Consider the following 16,847-nt stretch of genomic DNA (forward strand, 5'->3'; position numbering starts at 1 on the left):
GCCTACTCCCACGCGAATCCGGCGTCGGGCGCGTCCTCGCGCAGCACGCTGCCCTCGATCAGGCCGTACGGGCGGTCGGCCGCGTAGTAGACCTCGTTGTCGTTGTCCAGGCCGAACGGGGACAGGTCAACGAGGAAGTGGTGTTTGTTCGGCATCGCGAGCCTGACCTCGCAGATCTCGCCGCAGGTGGTCAGGGCGCGCTCGCCCATGGCGTACAGGGTCTGCTGCAGCGACAGGCTGTGGGTGTCCGCGAACGCCTCCAGCAGGCAGCCGCGCACCTGCTCGTACGACTTGCCGTACGCATCGGTGTCCCCGGTGTGCCGCCACCGGGCGGCGACGGCGGTGGCCAGGACGCGGTCGGTGGTGGGCCGCAGCGTCGTGTACGGGTCGACGATGTAGCCGTGGAACTCCGACCCGGTCGTGTTGAGCAGGACCAGGTCCTTCAGCCCGGACACGACGGTGGTGCGGCCGTCCCTGTCGTGGTGGACGACGCACGTGCGCACCTCACCGCCGGCGCGGACGAACGAGTGCGGGCCGCCCCGGTTCCACGCGTACTCGTCGATCTCCACCCTGGCGTGGTGGATCGTGGGCTGCGTTTCGACGAAGTGCCTGGCCAGCAGGAGCGCGAACTCCTCGATCTGGCCGACGCCGTGCTCGGCGGCGAACGCGTACACGGTGTTCTTCTGCGAGTCGGTCGGCAGGACGGCGGCGTTGTCGCCGGTCAGGTGCACGGCCTCCATGTCGCCGGAGAGCGAGGTGCTGACGTTGAGGTCCTTTATGTGGTGGACGGGACCGTCCCTGACGACGCGGACGAGCCTGGTCTCCGCCTTGCCGTAGCGGTTGGGGCCGAGCTTGACGGACATCTAGCTCCCTCGGTAGGTGGAGTAGGCGTACGGGCTGAGCAGCAGCGGCACGTGATAGTGCTGCGCGGAGTCGGTCACGGTGAAGGTGATGACCACCTCGGGATAGAACGTCTCCGGCAGGTACGCCCCGGTGTCGAAGACGACACGGTGCACGCCTTCTCCCGGGTTCCACCCCCTGATCCGGCCATCGTCGTCGGTGTGGCCTTCGGCGACGAGCCCGCCCTCGCGCTCGAGCCGCACGCGGACCCCTGCGGCCGGGCGGCCGGTGACCGCGTCGAGCACGTGCGTGGAGAAACTCATCGCTCCCCCTCCATGAGCTTGACCAGCCGCAGCCTGGTGATCTTCGCCAGTTCCTCCCGTACGACCGCACGCTCCCTCTGCTCGTCGTTGCCCAGCCGTTCGCGCAGCCTGGCGAGCAGCTGCGCCCCGCTCAGCCCGGTGGCGCAGACCAGGTAGACGTGCCCGAACCGGGCCTCGTAGTCCCGGTTCCCCGCGGCGAGTGCCGCACGCAGGTCGTCCTCGACCCCGGACTGCTCCTGCCGCGACCACGCCGCCTCCCGTCCTGCGCCACCCGCCCGTTCGCCGATCCTCGGATGCGCGGCGAGGGCTTCCAGGACGTCCGGCCACTCCAGCCCCCTGACGGTCTCCTCGGCGGCCGTGAGCAGCGCCGCGAGGTCGCCATAGGGCCTTCGGGAGGCCACCGCGGCCGCGAAGGCGCGAGAGGCACAGCAGGCGAGCAGCTCCTCCTCGGCCCCGGCGGGCGAGCGGGCGTTGAAGGCGTCGAGCGCGGTCAGCGTGTCGGGCATGTCAGAAGTACACACATGCGCTTCGTGCCCGGTCCATCCGCGAGAACTCCGAACCGGCGGGCACCTTGACCGCCGGTTTTCGTGTCATGCTCCAAGTCGCGGCGCGGCGTGGCCGGTCGGGATGTCGGAGGGTGAGCCTAAACTTGGGCTCATCATGAGCCCAACATCCCTGATCGGCGGACACGTGTCCGTGGCGGGCGGCCTGGCGACGGGCGGCCTGAAATACATGACCGAGATCGGCGCCGAGATGATCCAGGTGTTCGTCACCAACCCCCGCGGCTGGGCGCTCACCGAGGGCAGGCCCGACGAGGACGCCAAGCTGGCCGAGTCGGGTGTCGAAACGTTCATCCACGTGCCCTATCTGGTCAACTTCGGCTCGCCGAGCCCGGAGACGCTGGCCAACTCGATCGCGATCGTCCGCCACACGCTGCGGCGCGGCGTGGACACCGGCGCCAAGGGGGTCGTGGTGCACACCGGCTCGGCGGTGACGCAGTCCCGCGACGACGCGCTGCGCCAGCTGCGCGACAACCTGCTTCCCTTGCTGGAGGAGATCCCCGACGGCGGGCCGGACCTGCTGCTGGAGCCGATGGCGGGGCAGGGCGCCATGTTGTGCGCCACCGTCCAGGATCTGGAGCCCTACCTGGCGACGCTGGACTGGCATCCGCGGGCCGGCATCTGCCTCGACACCTGCCACGCTTTCACCGCCGGCCACGACCTCAACGCTGAGGGCGGGGTGGCGGAGACGTTCGACGCGCTGCACAAGATCGCGCCCGGGCGGCTCAAGCTGATCCACGCCAACGACTCGAAGGACCCGTGCGGGTCCAAGAGAGACCGGCACGAGAACATCGGGGCCGGGCACATCGGCGCCCAGCCGTTCGCCGACCTGATGCGGCATCCGGCGGTGGCGGGCGTCCCGATCTGCATCGAGACGCCGGGCAAGGCTCCCAAGCACGCCGAGGACATCGCCCTGCTGAAGAAGCTGCGTGACGGCTGAGCCGTCCCCGAGGGCCGTCCCCGAGGACGGTGATCCGGAAACCGTGATAGGGGCGCCCGCTCTCGCGATCCGGCCGCCCCCGAAGGCCGGATCGCGGGCCGGTGTGACGGCCCAGGCGGACGCCCCTTCACGAACCGGCTTGGCGGGCCCTACCCCCCGGTCAAGGGCCCGACAGCCGCGGCGACCTGCGCGGTCACCGGTGAGTCCGGCGCATCAGAAACTGCGGTGAGCCTCTCGGCCCGTCCCCCCGATGCGCCGAGGTGGCTTTCCGATGCCGAAACACTACGGTCGCGATCTTGTGGGCGAAACCCCGTTTATAGGCAGCTCGTTGAACGGTGCGTAGCCAGCGATATACGGAGAGTACTGGTGCGATGAACGGTCAGCGCCGGTCGACGAACGGTCGATTCGGGGGCTCGCAACGCGCTCCGGCGGATTCAACCCGGCCCCCGTCCACTCGCCCCATGCCGCATCCGACCGGTTTGACCAGGGGAATCATGACCATCACGGCGAACGCGAGCGGCACGGCGACCGGGCGCGGGGCGCGAACCGCGCACGCCCATTTCACGCCCACCTGGCGCCGCAGAACACACCCCCCGGCTGACCGCGGCACCCGCGTCAGACACGGCGGCCAAGCGCCTGCGACGCCACCAGGACGCCTCCAGAGGCGGCCATGACGGGCCGCAAGGCCCCAGGCGCATAGACGTTCCCCGCCGCCATCCCACGGCTCCAGGAAGCTTCCTGACGGACGACGGCGGCTACGGGGCGGCGGCCGGGAGCGTCACGACATCACACCCCTGTGCTGGCGCACGAGCTGCTCGCGCACCTGCCGGCTGTGCCGCCTGCTGACTTGGAGCGTCTCCGTGCCGACGGTGAGCGTCACCCGCCCGCCTTCGAACCTGAGCTCGCTGACGTGCCTGGCCGACACCAGCGTGCTGCGGTGGATGCGCAGGAATCCATCCTCCGACCAGCGTCGCTCCAGCGCGGCCAGCGACATGCGCACCAGATAGCTGCCGTCGACGGTGTGCAGGCGCACGTAGTCGCCCTTGGCCTCGGCGAACCAGACGGCCTGCTGCGGCACGAACCTGGTCCGCCCGCCCAGCTCGACCGGGATCACGTCGTCCTGGCCGGGCTCGGGCGCGGGGGCGGTGGCGGCCTCCAGCCGGCGCACGGCCTCGGCCAGCCGCTCGGCCCGCACCGGCTTGAGCAGATAGTCCACGGCCTCCAGCTCGAACGCCTGCACCGCGCACTCCTCGTGCGCCGTGACGAACACCAGCCGGGGCGGGCTCGGGAAGCCGCCGACCAGCCTGGCCAGGTCCAGCCCGTCGAGCCCGGGCATCCGGATGTCGAGGAACACCCCGTCGAGCCGCTCGCCGCCGCCGATCATCTGGACCATGTCCTGCAGTGCCGTGACGCCGTCGGCCGCGGTCATCACGTGCTCGATCCGGTCGTCCTGGCGCAGCAGATAGGCGAGCTCCTCCAGGGCGGGCACCTCATCATCCACGGCCAGAACTCTCAGCATGTCCCCCACGCTGCCGCATGCGAGCAAAGGCCACAAGCGACACGCCAACATAACGTAAGGAAATGACTACAATGAGCTAAGTTGCGTCTTGGGCACCCGCAGCCGCACCTTGGTGCCGGCGCCCGCCGCCGTCTCGACGACAAGCCCGTAGCCGTCGCCGTAGATTTGGCGCATCCGCAGATGCACGTTGGCCAGCCCGATGCCGCTGCCCTCGCGGGCGGGGTCGGCGTCCAGGATGCGCCTGGCGCACTCCGGGTCCATCCCGGCGCCGTCGTCCTCGACCGTGATGTGCGCCTCGGGGCCGGCGTCGCGCACCACGACGCGGACCTCGCCGGCGCCGCGGCGGCCGCGCATGCCGTGCTTGATGGCGTTCTCGACCAGCGGTTGCAGGCACAGGAACGGTACGGGCACGGGCAGCACCTCCGGCGCCACCTGCATGCTGAAGCGCAGCCTGTCGCCGAAGCGGGCACGCTCCAGCAGCAGGTAGCGGTCGACGCAGGTCAGCTCGTCGGCCAGGGTGGTGAAGTCATGGGCCCGGCCCAGCGCGTACCGGGCGAAGTCGGCGAAGTCGAGCAGCAGCTCGCGGGCGCGCTTGGGGTCCGTGCGGACGAACGAGGCGATCGTCGTCAGCGCGTTGTAGACGAAGTGCGGCGAGATCTGGGCACGCAGCGCGCGCATCTCCGCCTCGAGCGCGTGCCGCCGCGAGGCGTCGAGCTCGGCCAGCTCCAGCTGGCCGGAGACCCAGCGGCCGACCTCGGACACGGTACGGACCAGCGCGGCGCTGATCTCGTCGTCGAAGGCCGCCAGCGCCCCGACGACCGTGCCGTCCACGGTCAGCGGCACCACGACGGCCCCGTGCGGCTCTCCCGCGAACACCTCCGGCCGCCCGGCGGCCAGCGCCGCGCGAGCGTAGGTGACGACATCGTCCGTGCACGGCCCGTCCCAGGCCAGCGCGGCCTCGGTCGAGGTGATCGCGACGGCGCGGGTGCCGAGCAACGCGCGCAGATGGCGTACGGCCTTGCGAGCGGAGTCGCGGTTGAGCCCCGTGCGCAGGGCCGGGGCAGCCATCGCGGCGATGTGCAGCGTGGCGAACGTCGCCTCTTCCTTACACCGGCCGGCCGGTGGCGCGGCGCGGCGCGAGCGCGCCCGGGCGAGGACGTGGCCGGCGACGAAGGCCAGGCTTGACAGCGCCACGCACGCGGTGGTCAGCATGCGAGTAACCGTAGCCAAGAACCCATCGTGTCCGGGCGGAAACGGAGAGTGAAATCAGGGTGGTCCCTCGCCGGGTTCTTCCTGGTAGGAGTAGCGCTGCTCGCGCCAGGGATCGGCGATGTTGTGGTAGCCGCGCTCCTCCCAGAAGCCTCGGCGATCTTCGAGGAGGTATTCGATGCCGCGCACCCATTTGACGCTCTTCCATGCGTAAAGGTGAGGAACCACGATCCGCAGCGGGTAGCCGCGGTCGGGGCTGAGCGGTTTTTCGTCAAGCTCCATGGCGAACAGCGTGTCGGCCGCGGTGAAATCGGACATGCGCAGGTTGGCGCTGTAGCCGTATTCGGCCCAGATCATCACGTGCCGGACGCCGGGGTCGGGCGGGGCGGCCGCCATGATCGTGGCCGGGGCGACCCCGCGCCACTCGTTGGCCATGAGCGAGAACTTGGTGACGCAGTGGAAGTCGGCGAGGCGGGTGGTGCGGGGCAGCGCCTCGAACTCGCCCCAGGTGAAGCGGTGCTCCGCTCCTGAGGCAGTGGCGCCGAAGACGCGGAAGTCCCAGGTCTCCGGCTTGAACAGCGGCACTCTGCCGTAGTGGATCACGGGTCGGCCGCGCGGGACGTACTGGCCTGGAGGCAGGCGCGACTCCTCCACGATCACTCCCCTCACCGGTCTCGCGTCTTGGGCCATCCTGCCATCGGACCGCTTGTGGCTCGCGCGCGGGTCTGATGCGCTACCATTACGGGCTATGCGCACCGCGTACGTGTTTTGGTATGGCGACGGACCCGAGTCCGTTCGCCACCTGACGCTGCGCTAGCAGACAGGCGAACGAAGGCCCCGGGTCCAACAGGACCCGGGGCCTTCTGTGTTTTCACAGGAGGATTTCAGATGGTGATCGTGATGGGGCCCGAGGCCACACCCGCGGATCTGGCGTCGATCGTCGAGGTCGTCCAGGCGGCCGGGGTGGAGGCGTTCGTCAGCAAGGGGGTGCGGCGCACGATCGTCGGCCTGGTCGGCGACGTGACACAGCTCGACGAGGCGAGCCTGCGCGGCATGGGGGGCGTGCGCGAGGTCATGCGCGTGTCCACGCCGTACAAGCTGGTCAGCAGGGAGAATCATCCAGAACGCTCCACGATCCACGTGGGCGGCGTGCCGATCGGTCCCGACACTGTGACGTTGATCGCGGGGCCGTGTGCCGTGGAGACGCATCAGCAGACCCTCGACGCGGCAAGGATGGCCCAGGCGGCCGGGGCGACGCTGCTGCGCGGCGGCGCGTTCAAGCCGCGCACCTCGCCGTACGCTTTCCAGGGTCTGGGCGAGAAGGGCCTGCGCATTCTGGCCGACGTGCGCGAGGAGACCGGGCTGCCGATCGTCACCGAAGTGGTGGACGCCCAGGACGTGGCGCTCGTGGCCTCCTACGCGGACATGCTGCAGGTCGGCACCCGCAACATGCAGAACTTCGCACTGCTGCAGGCCGTCGGCGCGGCGGGGAAGCCGGTGATGCTCAAGCGCGGGATGAGCTCCACGATCGAGGAGTGGCTCATGGCCGCCGAGTACATCGCCCAGCGCGGCAACCTCGACATCGTGCTGTGCGAGCGGGGCATCAGGACGTTCGAGAAGGCGACCCGTAACACGCTCGACGTGTCGGCCGTGCCGGTGGCGCAGCGTCTGTCCCACCTGCCGGTCATCGTCGATCCTTCGCACTCGGGCGGGCGGCGCGACCTGGTGCTGCCGCTGACCCGGGCGGCCATCGCGGTCGGCGCGGACGGTGTGATCATCGACGTGCACCCGCAGCCGGAGCAGGCGCTCTGCGACGGCCCGCAGGCTCTGATCGACTCCGACCTGGGCGAGCTGGCCCAGGTCATGACCGACTTCCCGGCTATGCTCGGCAAGTCGGCCGCGACCGTGGTCACCGTCTGACCTGCCGGCACGGCCGGGCCGGCTGGGTGTACTCAGCGGTAACTTGAGTATTTCGCCCGATGCGCCGCACCGGCCCGGGAACGCACGATGGGGCGCATGACGAAGCCCATCCAACCGACGCAGACCACCGCGTTCTACGTCCAGGCGATCCTGTCGTTCGCCGTCTCGCTGACCTCCGTGGTGATCGCCCTGGTCTACCTGCCCGTCGAAGGGTGGATCAGGGCGTTCCTCGGGCTCGGGCTGCTGTACGTGGTCACCTCCACGGTCACGCTCTGCAAGGTCGTACGCGACCGGCAGGAGCAGGCCGAAGTGAGCAAGCGCGTCGACCAGGCCAGGCTCGACAAGCTGCTGACCGAGCACGACCCGTTCAAGGTCGACGCCTGACCTGACGATGGCGATCGCCGGCGGGCGGATCCGGGACAGGGACGGCCCTCAGAGGTCGCGTGTCCACCACTGCTCGGTGAGCTCGATCCCGTTCTCCCTCCCCTTCTCCTCCTTCTCCAGCTGGAACCCGGCTGCCTGGTAGATGCGCCGCGCGCTCACCAGGCAGTCGCGCGTCCACAGCGTGATGCGCCGGCAGCCCTCCGCCTTGGCGTGCCGCAGGCATTCCTCCACCAGCCGCCGGCCGAGGCCCATCCCGCGCGCGGACGGTTCGACCAGCAACATCCGCAGTTTGGCCGTCGTGTCGTCCTGACGCACGTAGAACACGCACCCGGCGCGTTCCCCGCCGGCCTCGGCGATCCACCCGGCGTCCTTGGAGAAGTCGAGATCTCCCACGATCTTCGCGACGGTCTGCTCGAAGGCGGTGCCCCAGCCGTACTCGCGGCTGTAGAGCTCGCCGTGCCGGTAGACGACCCAGCCCAGATCGCCGGTGCGCGGCGGCCTGATCACGTACGGCTCCCGGCCGGGCTCCGGCGCCAGCAGGCCCCTGATCGTCGCCATGCTCGCCACGAGCCGCTCCTGGTCCCCGTCCGGCAGCCCGGACAGCAGCCGCTCGATCTCCTCGGCCGAGCGCTTGTCGAGCCCGACGAAGGTGGCCGCGCCCGCGGGCGTGAGGCGCAGGAGCTGCTTGCGCGCGTCGGCGGCGGACCGCTCGCGCTCGACCAGCCCGTCGCTCTCGAACCGGGTCAGGATCCTGCTGAGGTAGCCCGCGTCCAGGCCGAGCAGGGCACGCAGCTCGCCGGTCTCCATCCGCTCGGCGTGCGCGAGCTCGAACAGCACCCGCACTTCGGTCAACGAGTACGGCGAGTCGAGCAGCCCTGACTGCAGAACGCCGATCACCTTCGTATAGAACCGATTGAAGGCTCTTACTTCAGAAACCCTTGCTTCTGTCAACGAACTCACTGTCATAGTCAACCATGGAAGGATCGCCGCTGTGAAGCAGCTGCGCATAGGCGGATACGGCCCAGGCATCGTCACCATCGCCGCGGGTATCAGCCCGGGTCTCACCGAAGTCGCGGCGCCGTCGTTCCTGGCCGCCCACCCCTCGCTGCCGGTGCTGTACGCGGCGGGTGAGCTCGACAGCGGCCTGCTCACCGCCTTCGACGCCCGCGACGGGCTGACGCCGCTGGACGAGCGGCCGAGCGAGGGCTCGCTGCCCTGTCACGTGGCCGTCGATCCCACGGGGAGCCTGCTCGCGGCGGCCAACTACGGCGACGGCACGGCGATCATCCAGCGGCTGGACGGGCGGGGCGCGTTCGACGGCGACCCGATCGTGCTGCGCCACAAGGGCTCGGGCCCGGTCGCCGGCCGCCAGGAAGGTCCGCACGCCCACCAGGCCGTCTTCCACGACGGCCTGCTGCACGTCTCCGACCTCGGCACGGACGAGATCCGCCGCTACCGCTACGACGGCACGCCGGTGGAGCCGATCGTCCTGCACCCGGGCACCGGCCCGAGGCACTTCGCCTTCGCGGGCTCCCGCCTGTACGTGGCGGGCGAGCTCGACGGCGCCGTCACCCTCATCGACGGCGAGTGGCGCACGGTCGCGCCCGCCTCCCGTCACGAGGGCGAGAACTCCCTGTCCCACCTGCAACTCGAGGGCGACCTGGTCTATGTGGGCAACCGGGGGCCCAACACGATCTCGGTGCTGCGCGCCGCCGACCTGTCCCTGGTGGCCGAGGTGCCCTCGGGAGGCGACTGGCCCCGGCACTTCGCCATCGACGGCGACCGTCTGTACGTGGCCAATCAGCGCTCGAACGCCGTGACCGTCTTCGCGCTGCGCGACGGCGTCCCCGAGCCGACCGGCGAGGCGTACGAGGTCGAGAGCCCGGCCTGCGTGCTGATCACGTAGGGGACGCCGCCCTGGCGATCAGGTACGAATCCACCGTCCCCACCGCCACACAACCCAGCCGGGCCCGGGGAAATGCTGGGCGAATTCCCTTGGACGCTATATGCCCGTTTTCGGGGACAACGAGCACAGTGATCCCTGTTGTCCCGGTGTCGGTGGCCGACACACTCGCGAAATTTCCTCTGTGCGATGTTTGCGTTACGGACCTGGCGTTTGGTCTAGACCACTGCCTGCGCGGACGGGCAGAATGCGAGTCTGAATACTGAGGTTTGGTTTGAACCCCATCGGGAGGAACCCGCCATGCGTATTGGAGTGCTCACAGGGGGCGGCGACTGCCCCGGGCTCAACGCCGTGATCAGGGCAGTGGTGCGTAAGGGGGTGAGCGTCTACGGCCACGAGTTCGTCGGCTTCCGCGACGGCTGGCGCGGCCCCCTCGAAGGCGACACGATGCCGCTGGACATCCAGTCCGTGCGCGGCATCCTGCCCCGCGGCGGGACCATCCTGGGCTCCTCCCGGACCAATCCCATCAAGATCGAGGGCGGAGTCGACCGGATCAAGGACAACCTGGCCACCACCGGCGTGGACGCGCTGATCGCCATCGGCGGCGAGGACACCCTCGGTGTCGCCAAGCAGCTCTACGACCGCGGCGTCCACGTCGTGGGCGTGCCCAAGACCATCGACAACGACCTGTCGGGCACCGACTACACCTTCGGCTTCGACACCGCCGTCAACATCGCGACGGAGGCCATCGACCGCCTCCACACCACCGCCGAGTCCCACCACCGCGCCCTCATCTGCGAGGTCATGGGCCGGCACGCGGGCTGGATCGCGCTGCACGCGGGCATGGCGGGCGGCGCCAACGTCATCCTCATCCCGGAGAAGCCGTTCGACATCGACCAGGTCTGCGAATACGTCGAGTCCCGCTTCCGCACCCGCTACTCGCCGATCATCGTGGTCGCCGAGGGCGCGCACCCGATCGAGGGCCAGATGGAGCTGCAGGCCGGCGAGCTCGACGCCTTCGGCCACGTCCGGCTGGGCGGCATCGGCGAGATGCTGGCCAAGGAGATCGAGAAGCGCACCGGCAAGGAGGCGCGCACCACGGTGCTCGGCCACATCCAGCGCGGCGGCACCCCGTCGGCCTACGACCGGGTGCTGGCCACCCGCTTCGGGCTGCAGGCCATCGACGCGGCCCACGAGGGCGACTACGGCACGATGGTCGCCCTGCGCGGCACCGACATCGTCCGCGTCGGCCTCGACGAGGCCACGGCCGAGCTGAAGACCGTGCCGGTGGAGCGGTATTCCGAGGCCGAGGTCTTTTTCGGTTAGTTGAAAGCGACTTGCAAGCGGCGCCCGTACCTTTGAGTCAGCGGGGTTTCCGCTACAACCCGCGCAAGGGTACGGCTTGCGCCGCAGCGAGTCGGCGGCCCACCACGCGTCGCAAGCCGTACCCTCTCACCTGGCCGGTCACCGCCGGGGCGTGCCGAAGAGATCGACTTCCGGCGCGCCCTCGTCGCGGTCGCGCAGCCGCTCCCTGAACTCCACCTCGCTGCGCAGTTCCTTCTCCGAGGGCGACAGGATGACGGTGAGCAGCAGCCCCACGGTGATCACACTGATGCCGACGATCAGCGGCAGCAGGAAGTCGAGGGCTTTCGCGCCGGACAACGGCCCAGCCTCGCCGTGCATCTGCACTGCCATGGAGTACATGCCCGTGTAATGCATGCCGCAGACTGCCACGCCCATGACCAGCGCCGCTGCGCCGATCTTGAGAGCGCCGCTGACCCGCAGCGTGAACCACAGCGCCACCGTCGCCGCCGCGATCGCGATCAGGACCGAGAGTGACACGATGACGGGGTCATAGGTGACGTGGCCGGACATGTTCATGGCGGCCATGCCGAGATAGTGCATGCCGGCCACGCCGCACCCGGTCAGGGTGCCGCCGGCGAGCAGGAACACCAGACGCTCGCCGCCGTACGAGGCGAGGAACAGCCCCATGCCGACGACCACGACCGCGATGAGCGCGGAGGCGGCGGTGAGCAGAACGTCGTAGCGGATGACCGAACCGGTCACCGAGAAGCCGAGCATCGCGATGAAATGCATGGTCCAGATGCCCGTGCCACCGATCGCGAACGCGGCGCCCACCAGCCAGAACTTGCCCTCGCGCCCGCCCACGAGACGGGCCCGCGAGGTCAGCAGAAGGCCCAGCATCGAACCGATGCTGGACATGATGTACGCGAGCACGGGCGTTAACAGCCCAAAAGTGAAATGGTCGATCGGCGACATACCCCCACCCATCCCCTTACGCACCGATAAGGGAGTATGAGCAGGGTGTCGCCGTCCGCGCAACTACCTTCTGCGTGCCCGCATCGGCGACATTTGCGGCATTTGCTGTATTGGCTGCTGACGGGGTACGGGCGGCGCCGGATAAGTCAGATGTTGCTGCTGGGCGGTGCGCCTGCGCAATTCGAGTTTGGCGACGAGTTCGGCGTCCTCGTGCAGTTCCTCTTCCGACGGGGACAGGATCACCATGAGCAGCATGGTCAGCGTGATCAGGCTGATCACGGTCATGAGCGGGACGAGGAAGTCCAGCGCGTCGGCTCCGGCGACCACACCGGGCGCGGCGTCCACCGTGACGCGCATCGCGTACATGCCGGTGTAGTGCATGCCCGCGACGGCCACGCCCATGACGAGCGCGGCGGCGGTGATCCAGACGGGCTTCTTGACGCGCAGCGTGAACCAGAGCGCCACCGTCGCGGCGACCACCGCGATGCCCACGGAGAGCGCCACGACGAGGCGGTCGTAGGAGACGTGGGCGGACATGTTCATCGCGTACATGCCCAGATAGTGCATGGAGGCCACCCCGAGGCCGGTGAGCAGGCCGCCGCCGAGAAGCGCCAGGATCCGGCCGCGGCCGTACGAGACGAGGAACAGGCCGGTGCCCACGACCACGATCGCCACCACGGCCGAGGCGACGGTGAGCGGCACGTCGTACTTGATCTGGGTGCCGTCCACATCGAAGCCCATCATGGCGATGAAGTGCATGACCCAAATGCCGGTACCGCCGATGGACACGGCCGCGCCGAGCAGCCAGCGCGCCCGGGTGCCACCCCGGGAGGCATGGGCCTGGGCGGTGAGCCGCAGACCAAGCATCGACCCCATGCAGGACATCACGTAGGCGAGCACCGGCGTGAGCAGGCCATGGGTGAAATGATTTACAGCGGAGGTCATAGACGGAGTTCCTTGAGTTAGGGGTTCCCGGATTGTGCCATCCGGGATGTCCCTTTCGCATGGATACCAGAACTATCTGTCAAGGTCCCTGTCGGAAACATGAGAGGGTCTCATGGCTATCGAGGTCCCGTTCTGGCGGGCGATCGCGGTCTATCGCGTGGCGTCGCTGGTCTACGCGGCCGTGCTCATGGCGCAGCAGCGCGGCTACGGACAGCCGGTCGCGGGCTGGCTGGTCATCGGCGTGATGGCGCTGTGGACGGCGGGCGCGACGTACGCCTATTCGGTCCCGGTGCTGCGGCGCTGGCCGCTGCTGGTCATGGACCTGCTGGTGACGTTGGCGTGCCTGCTGTCCTCGCCGTACGTGCAGGGCTCCTTACCGGGCGCCGCGGGCACGACGCCGCTCCCCGCGACCTGGGTGGCGGGGATGATGCCGGTCCCCGCGACCTGGGTGGCCGGGCCCGTGCTCGCCTGGGCCGTCTACGGCGGGCGGCGCGCGGGGGCGGTGGCGGCCGCCGTGGTGGCGGCCGCCGACCTGTGGTTCGTCCGCACGCCCGACGAGTCTGTTGTGATCAACGGGGCGGTCCTGCTGTTCCTCGCGGGCGTCGTGGTCGGCCACGTGGCCCGGCTGGCCAAGCAGGCCGAGCAGCGCATGCAGCGGGCCATCGAGATGGAGGCCGCCCAGCGCGAGCGTGACCGCCTGGCGCGCGACATCCACGACTCGGTCCTGCAGGTCCTGGCGCTGGTCCAGCGGCGCGGGCGACAGATCGGCGGGGAGGCCGCCGAGTTGGGGCGCCTGGCCGGCGAGCAGGAGGCCGCGCTGCGCGAGCTCATCGCCACCCGGCCCGCAGCCCCCGAGGGCACGACCGACCTGCGCTCCCTGCTGCTGCGGTACGGCTCGCCCGAGGTGACGGTCTCCACCCCGGCGACCCCGTTGATCCTGCCGGCCGAGACGGCCAGAGGAGCGGCCGCGGCTGTCAAGGCCGCCCTTGACAACGTGCGCGCGCACTGCGGGCCGCAGGCACGTGCCTGGGTGCTGGCCGAGTCGGGCGAGGGGACGGTGACGGTCAGCATTCGAGACGACGGGCCCGGCATCCCGGACGGCCGCCTCGACCAGGCCCGCGCCGACGGCCGCCTGGGGGTGGCGGAATCCATCCGGGGCCGGGTGGCGGAGGTGGGGGGCCAGGTCTCGATCGTCAGCGTCCCCGGGCAGGGCACCGAGGTCGAAATCACCCTCCCGTCCTGACATCCGCCGTCACGGCGCCCCGCCCGCGCCCAACACCGTCGGCGCCCAACACCGTCGGGGCCCCGACGCCGGCCTGTACCGGACACCGCCTGCGCCCGACACCGCCGCGCCCACGGCCGCCCGGCCAACGGTGAACTGCGACCGAGCGCGCCACCGGCCCGCCATACCAGCCGGGCGGCCAGCAGGGCCCGCAGCCACGGAGTGTGTGCCGTCACCAGACGCGCTGCCATCAGCAGGCCCCGCCATCGGGCCGGTGCGGGTCGGGCGGCGCAGCCATCGCGCGACGCAACGCAGCCATCGCGCGACGCAGGCGGACAACATCCCGGCGACCGGGCTCGGCGGCGTCAGCCTGCGATGTCTGCACGTCCGCATCGCGGCCGTCCAGGCGCTTGCCGTCAGGTGGCTGCCACCACCTAACGCGCCACCAGCCCGCCGGATCGCCTGGCGGCCAGCAGGGCCCGCTGCCACGGGGGTGTGTGCTGTCACCAGACGCGCGGCCCTCAGCCGGCCCGCCTCAGCCGGCCCCGCCATCGGGCCGGTACGGGTCGGGCCGACGCAGCCATCGCGCGGCGCAGCCATCATGCGGCGCCATCGCGCGGCGCAGCCATCATGCGGCGCCATCGCGCGGCGCAGCCATCATGCGGCGCCATCGCGCGGCGCAGCCATCGGGCGGCGCCATCGCGCGGCGCAGCCATCGGGCCGGTGCGGGTCGGTCGGCGGGCGGGGCGGTTTAGAGTTGCGGCATGGTGCGGGTCATGGTGGTGGACGACCATCCCATGTGGCGCGACGGGGTCGCCAGAGATCTCGCCGAGGCGGGCTACGAGGTCGTGGCCGCCGTCGGGGAGGGCCGGCAGGCGATACGTGCGGCCGCGGCGGTGCGGCCCGACGTCGTCGTGCTCGACCTGCGGCTGCCCGACATGCCGGGTGCGGTGGTGGCCGCCGGGCTGGCCGAGGTGGAGCCGCCGCCTCGCGTGCTGGTGTTGTCGGCCAGTGCCGAGCAGGACGACGTGCTGGAGGCGGTCAAGGCGGGTGCGTCCGGATATCTGGTGAAGTCGGCCAGCAGGGAGGAGTTCCTTGACGCGGTCCGCCGTACCGCCGAGGGCGACGCCGTCTTCACCCCCGGCCTCGCCGGACTCGTGCTCGGCGAATACCGGCGGCTGGCCGCGCAGGACGTGCCGGATGACGGGTCGGCCGAGGGGCCGCGCCTGACCGACCGGGAGACCGAGGTCCTGAGGCTCGTCGCCAAGGGGCTGTCGTACAGGCAGATCGCCGACCGCCTGGTGCTCTCCCACCGCACCGTGCAGAACCACGTGCAGAACACCCTCCGCAAGCTCCAGCTCCACAACCGTGTGGAGCTGGTGCGATATGCGATCGAGCAAGGACTGGACGCGGACTAAACTCAAGAGGGCTCGGCGTTGCCTTCAACACGTGCCCGTTCCCCGTCTTCCCGGAGGTTCCACCATGACGATGTCCGCCCTGGGCGAGCCGTGCGTTCTGCTCAAGCTGGGCGAGATCGTCCTCAAGGGCAAGAACCGCGAGGTGTTCGAGCGGCGCTTGATCGCCAACATCCGCGACGCGCTGCAGAGCCTCGACATCAAGGTCGACGTGCGCAAGCGGCACGGCGTCTTCGCGATCTTCCTGCCCCAGGGCGCCACCGCCGAGCAGGCCGAGGCCGTGGCCCAGCGGGTCGCCGACGTGCCCGGGCTGGTCTGGATCCACCGCGCCTGGCGGGTCGCCAAGGACCCCGACGCCGTGCTCAAGGCCGGCCTGGAGCTGGTGGGCGAGAGCGAGGAGGTCAAGCGGGGCGCCCGTTTCGCGGTCCGCTCCCGCCGCCGCGACAAGCGCTTCCCCCTGCACTCCAACGAGCTCGACCGGCTCGTCGGCGGCGCGATCAACGACGAATACGGCCTGCCGGTCGATCTGAAGAACCCCGAGCTGACCGTCTTCATCGAGGTCGACAGGGACGAGGTGTTCATCTTCACCGGCGGCATCCCCGGCCAGGGCGGCCTGCCGGTCGGCAGCAGCGGCAGGGCGCTGGTGCTCATGTCGGGCGGCATCGACTCGCCGGTGGCGGCCTACCGGATGATGCGGCGCGGCCTGCACGTCGACTTCCTGCACTTCTCCGGCATCCCGTTCACCACGTCCGAGTCCATCTACAAGGCGTACGCGCTGGTCAGGAAGCTCGACAGGTTCCAGGGCAAGTCGCGGCTGTGGGTGGTGCCGTTCGGCAAGGCGCAGCAGTCGATCCGCACCTCGGGCCAGGACCGGCTGGCCGTGATCGCGCAGCGGCGGCTCATGCTCAAGACGGCCGAGGAGGTCGCACACCGCATCCACGCCGCCGCGCTGATCACCGGCGACGCGCTCGGCCAGGTCTCCTCGCAGACCCTGACCAACATCACCGCCCAGGACAACGCGGTGGACCTGCCGATCCTGCGGCCGCTGGTGGGCTGGGACAAGACCGAGATCATGGCCGAGGCCCGGCGCATCGGCACGCTGGAGATCTCCGAGCTGCCCGATGAGGACTGCTGCTCGCTGCTGGCTCCCAAGCGCGCCGAGACGCGGGCCAAGATCGAGGACCTCAAGCAGATCGAGAAGCGGCTCGACGCCGAGGAGCTCTGCGTGCAGCTCGCCGACTCGATCCAGGAATACACGCTCTAACGGGGCTTCGCCCCAGCCCGACGAGGCATCGGGGTTGTGGCTGAGGTGGGGGCTCCGGCTGGCGACGAAACGGTGACACGATGTGCCCGTTCATGTGCCGCATGTAGCGGTGGAGTAGCCCTT

At 70.1% G+C, this 16,847-nt stretch carries 17 protein-coding genes; 8 read left to right on the forward strand and 9 right to left on the reverse strand.

Features of this window, described 5'->3' with window-relative positions:
- Nucleotides 1-2: 2 nt before the first annotated feature.
- From pucL to uraD, 3 genes are read right to left on the reverse strand one after another with little or no spacing between them, the layout of a single operon-like run.
- Entirely contained in the window at nt 3-863 is an 861-nt protein-coding gene (gene pucL, locus ACTWQA_RS30910) for a factor-independent urate hydroxylase (RefSeq protein WP_443162553.1), read from the reverse strand.
- The gene (gene uraH, locus ACTWQA_RS30915) at nt 864-1,163 is read right to left on the reverse strand and encodes a hydroxyisourate hydrolase (protein WP_443162554.1); all 300 of its coding nucleotides are present in this window, start codon (nt 1,161-1,163) and stop codon (nt 864-866) included.
- The gene (gene uraD, locus ACTWQA_RS30920; RefSeq protein WP_443162555.1) at nt 1,160-1,669 is read right to left on the reverse strand and encodes a 2-oxo-4-hydroxy-4-carboxy-5-ureidoimidazoline decarboxylase; all 510 of its coding nucleotides are present in this window, start codon (nt 1,667-1,669) and stop codon (nt 1,160-1,162) included. The genes uraH and uraD overlap by 4 nt, the downstream gene beginning before the upstream one ends.
- Before the next feature lie 154 nt (nt 1,670-1,823).
- On the opposite strand from uraD, the gene ACTWQA_RS30925 reads away from it, so the two are divergent.
- Nucleotides 1,824-2,663 carry a deoxyribonuclease IV gene (locus ACTWQA_RS30925; protein ID WP_443162556.1) on the forward strand — a complete coding sequence of 280 codons (840 nt, stop codon included), beginning with the start codon at nt 1,824-1,826 and terminating at the stop codon, nt 2,661-2,663.
- A 778-nt stretch (nt 2,664-3,441) separates the two neighbouring features.
- Here ACTWQA_RS30925 and ACTWQA_RS30930 read toward each other — a convergent pair.
- The 3 genes from ACTWQA_RS30930 to ACTWQA_RS30940 form a co-directional block, all read right to left on the reverse strand.
- Nucleotides 3,442-4,182, reverse strand: a complete 741-nt coding sequence (locus ACTWQA_RS30930) for a LytR/AlgR family response regulator transcription factor (RefSeq protein WP_305919943.1) — start codon at nt 4,180-4,182, stop codon at nt 3,442-3,444.
- Between the two features lie 66 nt (nt 4,183-4,248).
- Nucleotides 4,249-5,394, reverse strand: coding sequence for a sensor histidine kinase (locus ACTWQA_RS30935; RefSeq protein WP_443162557.1), 1,146 nt, complete (start codon nt 5,392-5,394; stop codon nt 4,249-4,251).
- A 54-nt stretch (nt 5,395-5,448) separates the two neighbouring features.
- Complete coding sequence (locus tag ACTWQA_RS30940) at nt 5,449-6,045, reverse strand: molybdopterin-dependent oxidoreductase (RefSeq protein ID WP_443162558.1); 597 nt, start codon at nt 6,043-6,045, stop codon at nt 5,449-5,451.
- Nucleotides 6,046-6,279: 234 nt separating this feature from the next.
- Between ACTWQA_RS30940 and aroF the strand changes: the two genes are divergently transcribed.
- Together aroF and ACTWQA_RS30950 are read left to right on the forward strand one after the other, a co-directional pair.
- A complete protein-coding gene (aroF, locus tag ACTWQA_RS30945) occupies nt 6,280-7,311 on the forward strand; it encodes a 3-deoxy-7-phosphoheptulonate synthase (protein ID WP_305919940.1) in 1,032 nt (343 codons plus the stop codon).
- Between the two features lie 96 nt (nt 7,312-7,407).
- Complete coding sequence (locus ACTWQA_RS30950; protein WP_443162559.1) at nt 7,408-7,695, forward strand: YiaA/YiaB family inner membrane protein; 288 nt, start codon at nt 7,408-7,410, stop codon at nt 7,693-7,695.
- Nucleotides 7,696-7,743: 48 nt separating this feature from the next.
- Here the strand turns inward: ACTWQA_RS30950 and ACTWQA_RS30955 are convergent, their stop codons facing one another.
- Nucleotides 7,744-8,592 carry a bifunctional helix-turn-helix transcriptional regulator/GNAT family N-acetyltransferase gene (locus ACTWQA_RS30955; protein WP_443162560.1) on the reverse strand — a complete coding sequence of 283 codons (849 nt, stop codon included), beginning with the start codon at nt 8,590-8,592 and terminating at the stop codon, nt 7,744-7,746.
- A gap of 94 nt (nt 8,593-8,686) precedes the next feature.
- On the opposite strand from ACTWQA_RS30955, the gene ACTWQA_RS30960 reads away from it, so the two are divergent.
- The gene (locus ACTWQA_RS30960; RefSeq protein WP_443162561.1) at nt 8,687-9,601 is read left to right on the forward strand and encodes a lactonase family protein; all 915 of its coding nucleotides are present in this window, start codon (nt 8,687-8,689) and stop codon (nt 9,599-9,601) included.
- 297 nt (nt 9,602-9,898) lie between these two features.
- Nucleotides 9,899-10,924, forward strand: coding sequence for a 6-phosphofructokinase (locus tag ACTWQA_RS30965; protein ID WP_443162562.1), 1,026 nt, complete (start codon nt 9,899-9,901; stop codon nt 10,922-10,924).
- A 138-nt stretch (nt 10,925-11,062) separates the two neighbouring features.
- Here the strand turns inward: ACTWQA_RS30965 and ACTWQA_RS30970 are convergent, their stop codons facing one another.
- Entirely contained in the window at nt 11,063-11,803 is a 741-nt protein-coding gene (locus tag ACTWQA_RS30970; RefSeq protein ID WP_443162563.1) for an MHYT domain-containing protein, read from the reverse strand.
- 138 nt (nt 11,804-11,941) lie between these two features.
- The gene (locus tag ACTWQA_RS30975; protein WP_443162564.1) at nt 11,942-12,823 is read right to left on the reverse strand and encodes an MHYT domain-containing protein; all 882 of its coding nucleotides are present in this window, start codon (nt 12,821-12,823) and stop codon (nt 11,942-11,944) included.
- 112 nt (nt 12,824-12,935) lie between these two features.
- Between ACTWQA_RS30975 and macS the strand changes: the two genes are divergently transcribed.
- From macS to thiI, 3 genes are all read left to right on the forward strand, one after another.
- Entirely contained in the window at nt 12,936-14,066 is a 1,131-nt protein-coding gene (gene macS, locus ACTWQA_RS30980; protein WP_443162565.1) for a MacS family sensor histidine kinase, read from the forward strand.
- A gap of 743 nt (nt 14,067-14,809) precedes the next feature.
- On the forward strand, nt 14,810-15,463 hold the full coding sequence (locus ACTWQA_RS30985) for a response regulator (RefSeq protein ID WP_305919932.1): 654 nt from the start codon (nt 14,810-14,812) through the stop codon (nt 15,461-15,463).
- Nucleotides 15,464-15,527: 64 nt separating this feature from the next.
- Nucleotides 15,528-16,724, forward strand: coding sequence for a tRNA uracil 4-sulfurtransferase ThiI (gene thiI, locus ACTWQA_RS30990; RefSeq protein WP_443162566.1), 1,197 nt, complete (start codon nt 15,528-15,530; stop codon nt 16,722-16,724).
- The last annotated feature ends 123 nt before the right edge of the window (nt 16,725-16,847 follow it).

Source organism: Nonomuraea sp. 10N515B, from assembly GCF_052245915.1.
GTDB lineage: Bacteria > Actinomycetota > Actinomycetes > Streptosporangiales > Streptosporangiaceae > Nonomuraea.